Annotated in this window: 12 protein-coding genes; 7 read left to right on the top strand and 5 right to left on the bottom strand. The window is 63.1% G+C overall.

From position 1 onward, the window contains the following. The first annotated feature begins 10 nt into the window (after positions 1-10). From DV532_RS09630 to DV532_RS09605, 6 genes are all read left to right on the top strand, one after another. On the top strand, positions 11-1,093 hold the full coding sequence (locus tag DV532_RS09630; protein WP_056800461.1) for a hypothetical protein: 1,083 nt from the start codon (positions 11-13) through the stop codon (positions 1,091-1,093). Positions 1,094-1,231: 138 nt separating this feature from the next. Then, complete coding sequence (locus DV532_RS09625) at positions 1,232-1,927, top strand: hypothetical protein (protein WP_056800458.1); 696 nt, start codon at positions 1,232-1,234, stop codon at positions 1,925-1,927. A gap of 86 nt (positions 1,928-2,013) precedes the next feature. Continuing rightward, positions 2,014-2,706: an AzlC family ABC transporter permease gene (locus DV532_RS09620; protein WP_056800454.1), complete on the top strand. Its 693-nt coding sequence runs from the start codon at positions 2,014-2,016 to the stop codon at positions 2,704-2,706. Next, the gene (locus tag DV532_RS09615; protein WP_056800450.1) at positions 2,703-3,017 is read left to right on the top strand and encodes an AzlD domain-containing protein; all 315 of its coding nucleotides are present in this window, start codon (positions 2,703-2,705) and stop codon (positions 3,015-3,017) included. The genes DV532_RS09620 and DV532_RS09615 overlap by 4 nt, the downstream gene beginning before the upstream one ends. After that, positions 3,014-3,847 (top strand): AraC family transcriptional regulator, encoded by an 834-nt coding sequence (locus DV532_RS09610; RefSeq protein ID WP_056800447.1) that lies wholly within the window; start codon positions 3,014-3,016, stop codon positions 3,845-3,847. The genes DV532_RS09615 and DV532_RS09610 overlap by 4 nt, the downstream gene beginning before the upstream one ends. A 71-nt stretch (positions 3,848-3,918) precedes the next feature. Continuing rightward, on the top strand, positions 3,919-4,146 hold the full coding sequence (locus DV532_RS09605) for a hypothetical protein (RefSeq protein ID WP_056800446.1): 228 nt from the start codon (positions 3,919-3,921) through the stop codon (positions 4,144-4,146). A 43-nt stretch (positions 4,147-4,189) separates the two neighbouring features. Here the strand turns inward: DV532_RS09605 and DV532_RS09600 are convergent, their stop codons facing one another. From DV532_RS09600 to DV532_RS09580, 5 genes are all read right to left on the bottom strand, one after another. Then, positions 4,190-4,672 carry a copper chaperone PCu(A)C gene (locus DV532_RS09600; protein WP_056800443.1) on the bottom strand — a complete coding sequence of 161 codons (483 nt, stop codon included), beginning with the start codon at positions 4,670-4,672 and terminating at the stop codon, positions 4,190-4,192. Then, positions 4,673-5,281, bottom strand: coding sequence for an SCO family protein (locus DV532_RS09595; RefSeq protein WP_056800440.1), 609 nt, complete (start codon positions 5,279-5,281; stop codon positions 4,673-4,675). 200 nt (positions 5,282-5,481) lie between these two features. Beyond that, a complete protein-coding gene (gene nfuA, locus DV532_RS09590) occupies positions 5,482-6,066 on the bottom strand; it encodes a Fe-S biogenesis protein NfuA (protein WP_003250416.1) in 585 nt (194 codons plus the stop codon). Between the two features lie 58 nt (positions 6,067-6,124). After that, positions 6,125-7,159, bottom strand: a complete 1,035-nt coding sequence (locus DV532_RS09585) for an acyltransferase (protein ID WP_056800437.1) — start codon at positions 7,157-7,159, stop codon at positions 6,125-6,127. Between the two features lie 209 nt (positions 7,160-7,368). Beyond that, entirely contained in the window at positions 7,369-9,669 is a 2,301-nt protein-coding gene (locus tag DV532_RS09580; RefSeq protein WP_056801517.1) for a fatty acid cis/trans isomerase, read from the bottom strand. A 181-nt stretch (positions 9,670-9,850) separates the two neighbouring features. Between DV532_RS09580 and metH the strand changes: the two genes are divergently transcribed. Further along, positions 9,851-13,558, top strand: coding sequence for a methionine synthase (gene metH / locus DV532_RS09575; RefSeq protein ID WP_056800435.1), 3,708 nt, complete (start codon positions 9,851-9,853; stop codon positions 13,556-13,558). Positions 13,559-13,618: the final 60 nt, after the last annotated feature.

Genomic DNA, 13,618 nt, shown 5'->3' with positions numbered 1-13,618 from the left:
AGGAGAGACCATGACAACGACTGACAGCAACCCGTCGCCTTCACCGTTGCAACAGGACTATCAGCGCTTTCTGCTGCTGGGCAACCGACGCGCTCCGCACACCGTGCATGTGCACGAAACCAGCTACCGCTCTGACACCATCAACACCGATGCTCTGGGCCTGCGCTACAGCCATTGCGCCGGTAAGCGTTTTTCGACGGCCGAACGCGGCGGTGCGTCGCGCATCAATTTGCTGGTCGGCGGCTCTACGGCGCTGGGCATCGGCGCCAGTTGCGACGCACACACGGTGGCCTCGCAGCTGTCGATGCTCACCGGCGAAGTGTGGCTGAGCCTGGCTGGCTGCGGGCTCAATGCCAGCCAGGAGCTGCTGCTGTACCTGACCCACCAGCACCGCCTTGGCCAGCTAGGTCACGTGGTCGTGCTCAGCGGGCTCAACAGCCTGGCCCATGAGGCCCTCTGCGAAGTCCTCGCCAGCCTCAACGACCCGCAACACGCCAAGGCCTACCAGGGCTTTCTCAACAGCTTCAGCGAGGGCATGCAGCCCACCGCCACGCCTCGCCGACAGTCGCTGTGGCGACGTATCGGCCAGGCTTTGGCCGCGCCTCCCGTAGCAGCGCCTGCCAGCTGGCCGCTGTCACCACCGGAAAAGCGCCTGGCGCGTGCAGCCGACAACATTGGCCGGACACTGCGCCAGTGGGACCGCCTGCTGGCAGACAGCCATTCCACCCTCACCTTCATCCTGCAGCCGCTGCTACCCTGGTGCCGGGATACCCTGCCTGCTGGCGAGCAAGCCATGCTGAACGCGCTGGAGCGGCAACCCGCGAATTTCGACCGGTTGCTGGAGGGCGTGTTCGACAGCCAGTTGCACTCGGCGTTTTTCCGCCGTATCAAGAGCCAGGCGGACCCGGTCCCCTGCTACGACATGAACTGCATGCTCAGCAGCTCGCCGGTGTTCGGGGCCGACCTGTTCATCGACCGCCTGCACCTGAACGACCTGGGCAACAATGCCCTGGCCAAGGTCATTACCGCCAAGCTTGGCCTGGCCCAGGAAAAAAACGCCCAGCGCAAGGTCACGACCATCAAGCTCGTCTGACAATTGGCGGTTGGGCTTCCGGCAAGGCCCCTTGGGTGGCTAGAATAGGCCGTCGTTTCGATTTACCCGAGGCACACGCTTGACTGCTATCAACATCCAAGCCGTCCATCAGTACCTGGCACCTCGTGGGGCGGGCCTGTGAGTCGCATGTGGCGCCTACCCCCGCTGTTGCTTGCCCTGATGCCGCTGGCCGTGCAGGCGCAGGACGTGCGCATCGACCCCCACGCCGACCTGCTCTACCGCCAGGCCTTGCCACTGCTGGAACAGGCCGATAACCAGGATGACAGCACCGGCACGCTGCGCACGGCAGTGGGCGGAGACCCGGAACTCAGCCGCCAGGGCCAAGCCATGGCCCACACCCTGCCAACAGCGGTCGCCTTGTTGAAAAAATCTGTAGAGCTCGGCCACCCCGTGGCGCAGTACCGCCTTGCGCTTTACTACATGACCTACCTGCCCGCCGCACAAATCGCGGATGCCGCCTGCCCGTTGCTCGAAGCCAGCCTCAAACAGGGTTTTGCCGCGCCGGCACCGGCCATCGCCACCTGGTGCCCGCCTTACAACGTCAGCAGCGACTACCGAAGTGCGCTGGAGGCCATCCCCAACATGGCCACCGTGTATGCCCCTTACTACCCTCAGCCGGCCACACGCCTGGCCTGCAACCGCAGCCGGCCAAAGGGCCTGCAAATGCAGTGGGGGCGCCAAAGGGACTACCAAGCCGAGCTGTATCGCCTGCTTAGCGACCTCGACCCGCAACACCGTCAGAGCCTGCTGCAGAAGGCCGTGGACACCAACGGCTGCGTGACGGCGCAACAGCACTTGACCAGCCATCCATAACCATCGCCCAGGCACAGCAAGATCGTTCAAGCCATCACTCGCCCTGTCTGGCATGCTGGCCTGCCACGTCACACACTGCAGCCATCATGCCCCACATTGCCCGCCAAGCTTTCCTTCACGGCGCTATCGCCATTCTCCCGCTCTCTTTGGCTGTCGCCCCCTGGGGCTTGCTGGCCGGCTCCATGGCCATCGAAGCCAACCTCAGCGCCTGGGAAGGGCAAGGGCTGTCGGCCATCGTTTTTGCGGGTGCCGCGCAACTGGTGGCCATCGGCATGCTCAAGGGCGGCGCCAACCTGGCGTCGATTCTGCTCACCACCCTGCTACTGACCTCGCAACACCTGCTGTATGGCTTGACCATGCGCCCGGTGTTGTCCAACCAGCCGCTGCGCTGGCGATTGGGCCTGGGCTTTTTGCTGACCGACGAATTCTTCGCGTTGACCAGCCAGTACGACCAGCAGCAATTCAACCGCTGGTACGCCCTGGGCGTGGGCCTGACGTTCTACGTCGCCTGGAACCTGTTTACCCTGGCCGGTATTTTGCTGGGCAAGAGCATTCCACACCTGGACCAGTTCGGCCTGGACTTCTCCATCGTCGCCACCTTCGTGGCCCTGATCGCCCCGCTGGTGCGCAACCTGGCCACCGTGGTATGCGTGGCTGTGTCGCTGTTCTGCTCGGTGCTGTTCAGTTACTGGCACTGGGAAGCCGCCCTGGTGGCCGCCGGCCTGCTGGGCATGAGCGCCGGGTTCATTTGCCAGAAATTCTTTGGAGCCCGAGCATGACCTGGATCTTGATTTTCGCCATGGGCGCCATTGTGTTCCTCAACCGCTATGCGTTCCTGGAGCCACGCCTGCCCTTGCGCCTGAGCTCCAACGCCCGGCAGTTCCTCGGTTTTGCCGTACCCGGCATGCTCACCGCCATTTGCGGCCCGATCATCTTCATGCCGGACCATCAGCTTAACCTGAGCCTGCTCAACCCCTACCTGCTGGGCTCGCTGGTAGCCATCGCCCTGGTGTTGTTGACCCGCAGCGTGTTGCTGAGCATGCTGATAAGCATGTTGCTGTTCTTCTTCCTGCGCAGCTGGCTGGCATGAGCACGCCCCTGCGCGAGCAGACACACCTCTGGCAGGCGCCGGCATTGGGCGACGTCGAGATGCTGCACGCACGCTACTTCCAGCAGCGCTTCGCCCCGCATGTGCATGAAGGCTATGTGTTCACCGTGATCGAATCGGGGGCCCAGCGCTTCTGGCACCGCGGCAGCGAGCACCTGGCCCCGGTTGGCAGCATGGTGCTGATCAACCCCGACGAACTGCACACTGGCGCCACCGCGCACGAAGCGGGTTGGCGCTACCGTGGTTTCTATCCGGAGCATGAGCGGGTCACCGGTGTGCTTGACGAGCTGGAGCTGGGCCGCCACGGCATGCCCAGTTTCAAGGACAGCGTGATCAATGACCCGGTGCTGGCCATCGCCTTCAGCCAGTTGCACCAGCTGTCCGAAGCCGGCGCCAGTGCCCTGCAGCAACAAACCGCCTGGCGCCAGGCGGTGCTGGCTCTGGTGCAACGGCACGGGCGCTGCGCTGCACCGGCGGCCCCGGGCAACGAACCACTGGCCGTAGCCCGCGCCCGCGAACTGCTGGAAAGCCAGCTAGCTGCCCCACCCTCGCTCGAAGCGCTGGCGGCGGCGGTCAACCTGTCGCCATTTCACTTCGCCCGGGTGTTCCGCCAGGCCACCGGCCTGCCGCCGCATGCCTGGTTGAAGCAGCGGCGCCTGGCCCGCGCGCGGGAACTGCTAAAACGTGGCGCAGCAGCCTCGGAGGTGGCGTTCGACCTGGGCTTTGCCGACCAGAGCCATTTTAGCCGGCAGTTCAAGCAGGCTTACGGGGTGACGCCGGGGGCCTATCGCAGCGCCTGCCAGCAAGGATGAGTGCGACAACCGGCCTCAGGCAAGCTAGCCAGCCACTGCTACACTGACAGGGCTGAATGGAGGATCCTGCCATGTCCGAAAGAGAGCTCACCACCCTTCTGTCGCTGATGAACCAGCGCCAGGCCTGCCTGAGCAGTGCCTGCAAGGAGATTGCCGACTGGATCGACCGGCAGGGCGACATGCCCGCTGCTGGCAAGATCCGCGCAAGTCTCAAGGCCTTGGAGGCTGACGAAGTTCAGGTCCGCAAGACCTTGACCTCGCTAACCCTCGACAGGCCACTGCCCAAGTTCCGCAGTTGATTGAGCTGGGGCTGCTTTTTGCAGCCCCAGATGCTTCAACCGGTCAGTGCTTCATGTGCATGTGATCATGCCCAGCGCCCGCCTCGGCGTTGAGCGCACGCACTTCGGCCTGCACCTCCAAGGTTTCCTTGGCCCCTTTGCCATCCTCGATGGTCAGGGTCAGCGGTACTTTCTCGCCTTCCTTCACCTGGTTGTTCAGGCCCATTAGCATCACATGCAGGCCATTTGGGTCCAGCGTCACGGCTTTGCCAGCGGGCAACTCGACGGCCTTTACCTCACGCATGCCCATCACATCGCCGTTCATGGTCATCTCGTGCACCTGCACGGTCTTGGCCGCGGGCGAGGCGACGCCCACCAGCTTGCTGTCGCTGCTGGCAGTGAGGGTCATGAAGGCACCGGTGGACTGCTGGTGCGGCACGCTGGCACGGACCCAGGCATCGCTCACAGTGGTTTGGGCCAAGGCCGGCAGGGCCAAGCCCATCAGTACCAGGGTAGCCAAACCACGTTTGATCGGTTGCATCGACATTCAGCAAATCTCCATCAGGGTGACCAGGTCTTCGGCGCATTCCTTGGCGGTCAGGGAATGGCCCAGGCTCAGGCGCAGGGTGCCACGGGTGTCGTAGACGTAGCTGGTGGACGAGTGCGAGACGGTGTAGGTATCACCGGCCGGGACCTTCTCGTAGAACACCTTGAATTCCTTGGCCACCGCGGCGATTTCCTCAGGGGTGCCGGTGAGCGCGGTGAACGACGGGTCGAACGCCTTGACGTAGGCATCGAGTACTTCGGGGGTGTCGCGCTCCGGGTCCAGCGTAATGAGCACTACCTGGAACAGATCGCGGTCGCGGCCTTTCAGCTGCTGGCGGATTTGCGCCGCGCGCGCCAGGGCAGTCGGGCACACCGCCGGGCACTGGGTGAAACCGAAGAAGATCATCGGCATGCTGCCGTAGAAACTCGACAGGGTGCGCACATTGCCTTGGGTGTCCTTGAGGCTGAACTTGCGCCCAAGGATCTCATTGCTCATGTTCTTGCCATACTTGAACTCGAGCCCCCGGGCCGGGCTGCAGCCTGCCAGCAGGCCTAGACCGAGAACGCCCATCCCAGCGACTACCGAGCGCCGGGTAAACAGATCATTCATTGAACCATCCTGTACAGGGAAGGTGCCGGCCCTCGGGACGGGCCGGTCGAAAAACCGGGGCATTCTGGCATGACCCCCATAGGGGTTCTACCCGGCCAAGGCGGCATTGGGTTGCAGCCCTTTGAACATGGGCTGCGGCCTGTTGTCGCAGGGGTTGAAACAGTAACAGTTTGTTGCTAAAGAACGCCGTTCCCACCGCTTTAGTAGTAGGCGTTCTCTTTCTGGCTGTGGTCGGTCACGTCACGCACGCCCTTCAGCTCCGGAATACGCTCGAGCAGGGTGCGCTCGATGCCTTCCTTCAGGGTCACGTCGGCCTGGCCGCAGCCCTGGCAACCACCACCGAACTGCAGCACGGCGATGCCGTCGTCCACCACATCCACCAGGCTCACCTGGCCGCCGTGGCTGGCCAGACCGGGGTTGATCTCGGTTTGCAGGTAGTAGTTGATGCGCTCGTTGATCGGGCTGTCTTCGTTGACCATCGGCACCTTGGCGTTCGGCGCCTTGATGGTCAGCTGGCCACCCATGCGGTCGGTGGCGTAGTCGACCAGTGCGTCTTCCAGGAACGGCACGCTGACCGCGTCAAGGTAAGCAGTGAAGCTCTTCAGCCCCACCGCGGTGTCGTCAGGCTTTTCTTCGCCCGGTTTGCAGTAGGCAATGCACGTTTCGGCGTATTGGGTGCCCGGCTGGGTAATGAAAATGCGAATGCCGATGCCAGGCGTATTCTGCTTGGAGAGCAGATCGGCCAGGTAGTCATGGGCGGCGTCGGTAATGGTTATAGCGCTCATGTAGGTTCCTCACAGACTTGCCGCCAAGTGTACGCCAAGCCGGCCTTCGAACAAAGTCCTAGCATTTGACTCGGGAAAGCGCATAGTCAGGGGCCGGTCCCCGTGGCGCCGCCAGCCAGGCCTGCATACGCCGGTACAGGCCGCGCTCCAGCCACTGGTAGCTGAACCACGACATTAGTCCAATGGACGGGACGCACAGGGCAAACACCCAGTACGGGTTCAACGACAGGCGCTGGCTGGCAAACCAGCCGGCGTAAAGCACCAGCACATGGATCAGGTACACCGAATAAGAGCAGTCACCCAGCGCCTTGAGCAAGCGGTTGCCTTGGAACACTGGCTCCAGCGCAATGAAGGCCAGCACGATCAGCGCGCTTGGCACCCCCCAATGCAGCAAGCGCTGCGACGCATCCAGGTGATAGATGGCCAGGCCAGCCACCCCCAGTAGTGTCAGCGGCAGCCACCGCCCTTGGCGGATCAACCCTCGGCGGTACAGCACACCCAAGCCAATACCAAGCAGGAACTCGTAGATGATGTCGTTGTTGTAGAAGCGGCTGACTATACCCAGCCCGCCCAGTACTTCGCTGGCCAGCAACAGGGCGGCGGTCACCAGCAGCAGGTGATGGCGCTGACGCACCAGGAACGCCAGGCCGAACAGCAGGTAGAAGAACATCTCGAAGTTCAGCGTCCAGCCCACGTTCAGGGTCGGGTACAGGCCATAGCCGCCGGGGTTTTCCGCCGGAATGAACAGCAGCGAGAGCAACAGGTGATGCCAGGCGAATTGTTGATGTGGCATCACCTGGCTGAAAGCCAGCAACAGGGCGGCCATCAGCGCCGTGTAGAACCAGTAGGCGGGGACGATACGCAGTACCCGGTTGAGCAGGAACTGGTGGGGTTCGATGGCTTTGTCGCGGGTCGACAGGTAAATCACCAGCCCGCTGATGACGAAGAAGATGTCGACGCCTACAGCGCCGCGGTCGGTGAACAGTTGGCCGATGGGGCCAGAGGCGTTGAAGTCGAAGAAGATTTGCATGAAATGGTGGCAGACCACCACCCAGGCGGCGAACGCCCGCAGTGCCTGAAGCGAATACAGCATGGAATACCCTGTGATTGCCGGTGCATTGAGGCCCGGCGAGCGCACCGCGCTCGTTCGCGGGCTTGCCCGCTCCTACAGGACTCATGGCATGCCCGAAAGCACCCTATATCCTGTGGGAGCGGGCAAGCCCGCGAATGGGGCTGCACTGCAGCCCCCGGACCACCCACCTTTTCCGACCGCAGGGTAGCCGGAAAGGTCAGCCAGCCCGATCAGAGGTTCTCGTAGCGGTTCATGTCCAGTACGCCCGCCTCGACCGGTTCGGTCTCCTTGATGTAGCTGTTCAGGTCATGGAAGTAGCGCCAGAACTCAGGGTGGCTGCGGCGCACGCCCCAGCGCAGGACGATGCGCTCGAACTTGGCCGGGTCATCCTTCGCATACTCCATGTCCTCGACGAACTCCGGTACATCCTTGGTCGGGATGTTGAAGATAAAATTGGGGTAGCTGCTGAGCACCCCGGGGTACAGGGTCAGGGTATCCAGCCCCGGCTGGTAGCGGTAGGCCTCACCCAGCAGGAACGCCACGTTGCTGTGCGCGCGGTTACGCAGCAGGCTGTACACTTGGCGCTGGCCGCCCTGCCCTTCGATGCGCAGCATGGTCGCCTCGGGCAGTTGGCTGATCACCTTCAATCCGGCAGCCGGGCGCGACACCAGGCGGCTGAGCGACTGCTCGGCGTTGCGCAACTCCTCGTTCAGCTGCGGCCGCGAGCAGAACGCGCCCTGGCAGCGGTTGATCGGGTCGGGCGCTGCATTCAGGCTGCCGGTGCGCTGCACCAGCTTCAGGCCGAAGTCGCGCTTGGGATCGCGCGGGTCGAGCTGGATAGCGCTCGGGGTGTCGGTGTCGATGTCCTCGTAATCCATCCACATCTTCACCTTGCCAGTGGTCTGGTACCAGTCACCGAGGATCGCCTGGCGCTGGTCGGCCGGCATCAGCCGCAGGAAGTTGACCTCGGCGCCGTTACGGATCAGGTCAAAGTACAAGCGCGTCTGCAACTGGTGCGAGACGTTGCCGAACACGTCGAAGTTGACCGCCAGCTGGTAGTAGGTGCGCTCGAACAGCGGGTAGTCGAACAGCCACACCGTCTTCGGCACGTCACCGATCAGGCCCTTGGTCACCGAGGCGCTGTCGAAGTGGCGGAAAATGCTCAACAGTGCGTTGTCGTTACCGGCCCACAGGGTGGCCCAGCCCGGCGCCGGCATGTCGGCATAGGCTTCGCGGCGCAGCTTCTCGTAATCGTTGCGCTTGTCGCGGTAGGCGTGCCACAGGCTCAGTACACTGCCCACGTCATCGATCTGCCCTGGCATGGCCAGCAGCGGCGTGGCCTCGCCACGGTACACGGCATCGGTGATGTAGCGGTCGTGGGCCGGCTCCTGGAACAGCGCCCAGAAGTTGTCGCGAATCACATCGGTAGCGATTTGCCCACGGCACACCGGGCCACGGATGAAGGTGCGCACGAAGTATTCGGCGTTGTCCAGCATGAACTGGTAGCGCGCCACCGCCGGGATCGCTTCGAAGGTTTCGAACGGGTTGGCGCGGTGGCGTGGGCCGTAGCCCGGCAGCGCGGCAGCATGCCAGTCGCCGGCGTAGAACAGTTGCTGCACCCGCTTGAGCTTCTGCGGCCCCATCGGGTAGGTGATGTGCGTCTTGTGCACGATCACGCCCTGCACCGGGATCAACCGGTAATAGAAGTCGGTGCCCGGCGGGTCGTTGGGGCGGCGCGTGGCGATCAGGTCGACCGGCTGGCCGCTGGGCGTGCGCGAACGCACCCACTGGAAGAAGTGGCCCTGCTCGCCACCGACGAAGTGGATGTGCGCCAGGAACAGGTGCTCGTAGAGCCAGCGGCCGACCAGTGCCTCGGTGGACCCTGGGCGATTGAGCAGTTCTTCCCAGTCGGCGATTTGCTTGGCTTCGGTTGCGCTCGGCGTGATCGGCTGGTATTCCACCGGCGCGCCGGCGGCCAGCCAGTGGCGCAGGGTGTGGTATTCCTTGTCGGTCAGCCCGGTCACCGCCAGCGGCATGCCTTCCTTGGGGTGGGCGCCGGCATAGGCATCGAACTCCTCGGGCAAGGGGCACATGTTGTTGCGGTTCAGGCCCAGGACGATTTCCTCGGGCAGCTTGGCGTTGGGCGTGAGCGGGGTCTGGTGCCCCAGCTCCAGCATGCGCGCCATCAACGCGGCCTGGCTGCCCTGGTTGTCGAGCACCGAGTAAAAGCCCTTCTTGCGCCACTCGCCCTCACTGTGGGCGTCGTAAAACAGCCGCGTGGTGGCCACCGCCTTGCTCCGCTCACCCTGGTACACCGGCACCTTGGTAGCCCCGCGCACCGCGCCCTCGGGGCTTTCCAGCTTCAGCTGGCAGGCGGCGTCATTGCAGGCATGGCAGGCCACGCATTTCTCGGTGAAGATCGGTTGAATGTCCCGGGTGTAGGAAATAGCCGGGCTCGACTGGGGGGCTTGCCCGAACACCACGCCGCTGATGAGCAGGGCGAAGGCGCCAGCAAGGAAACGATGCACCATGTGCGGAAAGTCCTGGTTCTTGAAAGCCATCACGATTTGTTGCCTGGTCGTTATTGGGTGCCTTGCCGACGCCAGCACCGCCAACATGAGCAAATTTCATGCAAATGGGCGATGCACCTAAAAACCGCGCAGCTTTGTTATGATTCGGCATCTTCTGATATTCGCCCGACCAGGTAGTCCTATGTCCGACCGCAGCGCTCGTCTACAAGCACTCCAGAACGCACTCAAAGAGCGCATCCTGATCCTCGACGGCGGCATGGGTACTATGATCCAAAGCTACCGGCTCGAGGAACACGACTATCGTGGCACGCGCTTTGCCGCTTGGCCAAGCGATGTCAAGGGTAACAACGATTTGTTGCTGCTCAGCCGCCCCGATGTCATCGCCGCCATCGAAAAGGCCTACCTGGATGCCGGTGCCGATATTCTCGAAACCAACACCTTCAACGCCACGCAGATTTCCCAGGCCGACTACGGCATGGAGTCGCTGGTCTACGAGCTGAACGTCGAAGGTGCACGCATTGCGCGCCAGGTGGCCGATGCCAAGACCCTGGAAACACCAGACAAGCCGCGCTTTGTCGCCGGCGTGCTCGGCCCAACCAGCCGCACCTGCTCGATTTCCCCAGACGTCAACGACCCGGGCTACCGCAACGTCACCTTCGATGAGTTGGTCACCAACTACATCGAGGCCACCCGCGGCCTGATCGAGGGCGGCGCCGACCTGATCCTGATCGAGACCATCTTCGACACCCTCAATGCCAAGGCGGCGATTTTCGCCGTGCAGCAGGTGTTCGAAGACGACAATGTCGAACTGCCGATCATGATCTCCGGCACTATCACCGACGCCTCTGGCCGTACCCTGTCGGGCCAGACCACCGAAGCGTTCTGGAACTCGGTGCGCCATGCCAAGCCGATATCCGTGGGCCTAAACTGCGCCCTCGGCGCCAAGGACCTGCGCCCTTACCTGGAAGAGTTGTCGACCAAAGCCGACACCCACGTATCGGCCCACCCCAACGCTGGCCTGCCGAACGCCTTTGGCGAGTACGACGAGACTCCGGCCGAAATGGCGGCCGTGGTCGAAGAGTTTGCCGCCAGCGGCTTCCTCAACATCATCGGCGGTTGCTGCGGCACCACCCCCGGCCACATCCAGGCCATCGCCGAGGCCGTGGCCAAGTACAAGCCGCGCGAAATTCCGGAAATTGCCAAAGCCTGCCGCCTGTCAGGCCTGGAACCGTTCACCATCGACCGCCAGTCGTTGTTCGTCAACGTCGGCGAGCGCACCAACATCACCGGTTCCGCCAAGTTCGCCCGGTTGATCCGTGAAGAGAACTACACCGAAGCGCTGGAAGTCGCCCTGCAGCAGGTCGAGGCCGGCGCCCAGGTGATCGACATCAACATGGACGAAGGGATGCTCGACTCCCAGGCGGCCATGGTGCGCTTCCTCAACATGATTGCTGGCGAGCCGGACATTTCCCGCGTGCCGATCATGATCGACTCCTCCAAATGGGACGTCATCGAAGCGGGCCTCAAGTGCATCCAGGGCAAGGGCATCGTCAACTCCATCTCCATGAAGGAAGGTGTCGAGCAGTTCAAGCACCACGCCCGCTTGTGCAAGCGCTACGGCGCTGCCGTGGTAGTGATGGCCTTCGACGAAGTGGGCCAGGCAGATACCGCCGATCGCAAGCGCGAAATCTGCAAACGCAGCTACGACATCCTGGTCAACGAAGTAGGCTTCCCGCCGGAAGACATCATCTTCGATCCAAACATCTTCGCCGTTGCCACCGGCATCGAAGAGCACAACAACTACGCCGTCGACTTCATTGAAGCCTGTGCCTACATCCGCGATCACCTGCCCTATGCGCTGAGCTCGGGTGGCGTGTCCAACGTGTCGTTCTCGTTCCGCGGCAACAACCCGGTGCGTGAGGCGATCCACTCGGTATTCCTGTTCCATGCCATTCGCAATGGCCTGACCATGGGTATCGTCAACGCCGGCCAGTTGGAGATTTACGACGAAATCCCGGCCGAGCTGCGCGAAAAGGTCGAGGACGTGGTGCTCAACCGCACACCGGAAGGCACTGACGCCCTGCTGGCGATTGCCGACGACTACAAAGGCGGCGGCGCCACCAAGGAAGTCGAAAACGAAGCCTGGCGTTCGCTGCCAGTCGGCAAGCGCCTGGAGCATGCGCTGGTCAAGGGCATTACGGCGCACATCGTCGAAGACACCGAAGAATGCCGCCAGCAATGTGCGCGCCCGATCGAAGTCATCGAAGGCCCGCTGATGAGCGGCATGAACGTGGTCGGCGACCTGTTCGGCGCCGGCAAGATGTTCTTGCCGCAGGTGGTCAAGTCGGCGCGGGTGATGAAGCAGGCGGTAGCCCACCTGATCCCGTTCATCGAAGCCGAAAAAGGTGACAAGCCAGAGGCCAAGGGCAAGATCCTGATGGCTACCGTCAAGGGCGACGTGCACGACATCGGCAAGAACATCGTTGGCGTGGTGCTGGGCTGTAACGGCTACGACATCGTCGACCTTGGCGTCATGGTGCCGGCCGAGAAGATCCTGCAGACCGCCCGCGAACAGAAGTGCGACATCATCGGCCTGTCCGGCTTGATTACCCCGTCGCTGGACGAAATGGTCCACGTCGCCCGCGAAATGCAGCGCCAGGGCTTCGAGCTGCCGCTGATGATCGGCGGCGCCACCACGTCCAAGGCCCACACGGCGGTCAAGATCGAGCCCAAGTACAGCAATGACGCGGTCATCTACGTGACGGACGCCTCGCGTGCGGTCGGCGTGGCTACCCAGTTGCTGTCCAAGGAGCTCAAGCCAGGCTTCGTCGAGAAGACGCGCCAGGACTACGTGGAAGTGCGTGAGCGCACCGCCAACCGCAGCGCCCGCACCGAGCGCCTGAGCTACGACCAGGCGATTGCGGCCAAGCCGCAGTACGACTGGGCGAGCTACCAGCCAGCGGTCCCCTCCTTCACCGGCGTCAAGGTGCTGGAAGACATCGACCTGCGCACCTTGGCCGAATACATCGACTGGACGCCGTTCTTCATTTCCTGGGACCTGGCCGGCAAGTTCCCGCGCATCCTCACCGACGAAGTGGTCGGCGAGGCTGCCACAGCGCTGTACCAGGATGCCCGCGAGATGCTCGACAAGCTGATCGACGAAAAGCTGATCAGCGCCCGCGCGGTGTTTGGCTTCTGGCCGGCCAACCAGGTGGCCGATGACGACATCGAAGTCTATGGCGAGGATGGCGCGGCACTGGCCACCCTGCACCACCTGCGCCAGCAAACCATCAAGCCGGACGGCAAGCCCAACTGGTCGCTGGCCGACTTCGTCGCGCCGAAAGCCAGCGGTGTCACCGATTATGTCGGTGGTTTCATTACCACCGCCGGCATCGGGGCCGAGGAAGTGGCCAAGGCCTACCAGGACAAGGGCGACGACTACAGCTCGATCATGGTCAAGGCACTGGCCGACCGCCTGGCCGAGGCCTGCGCCGAATGGCTGCACGAGCAAGTGCGTAAAGAGCACTGGGGTTACGCCCGCGACGAGCACCTGGACAACGACGCGTTGATCAAGGAGCAGTACAGCGGCATTCGCCCGGCCCCGGGTTACCCCGCCTGCCCGGACCATACCGAAAAGGAAACCCTGTTCCGCCTGCTCGATGGCACTGCCATTGGCGAGACCGGGCCGAGTGGCGTGTTCCTCACCGAGCACTTCGCTATGTTCCCGGCAGCGGCGGTCAGCGGCTGGTACTTCGCTCACCCGCAGGCGCAGTACTTTGCCGTGGGCAAGGTGGACAAGGACCAGATCGAGCGCTACAGCGCGCGCAAAGGGCAGGATGTGAGTGTTAGTGAGCGCTGGTTGGCGCCTAACCTCGGGTACGACAGCTAACTTGGCGTTGGCCTGTTCGCGGGCAAGCCCGCGAACAGGCCGATACAGGCAAGCTCCCAA

Origin of the sequence: Pseudomonas sp. Leaf58, from assembly GCF_003627215.1 — a bacterium.
Taxonomy (GTDB): domain Bacteria; phylum Pseudomonadota; class Gammaproteobacteria; order Pseudomonadales; family Pseudomonadaceae; genus Aquipseudomonas.
The sequence above is the reverse complement of the archived record's forward strand: the minus strand, read 5'-3'. Positions and strand labels throughout refer to the sequence as shown.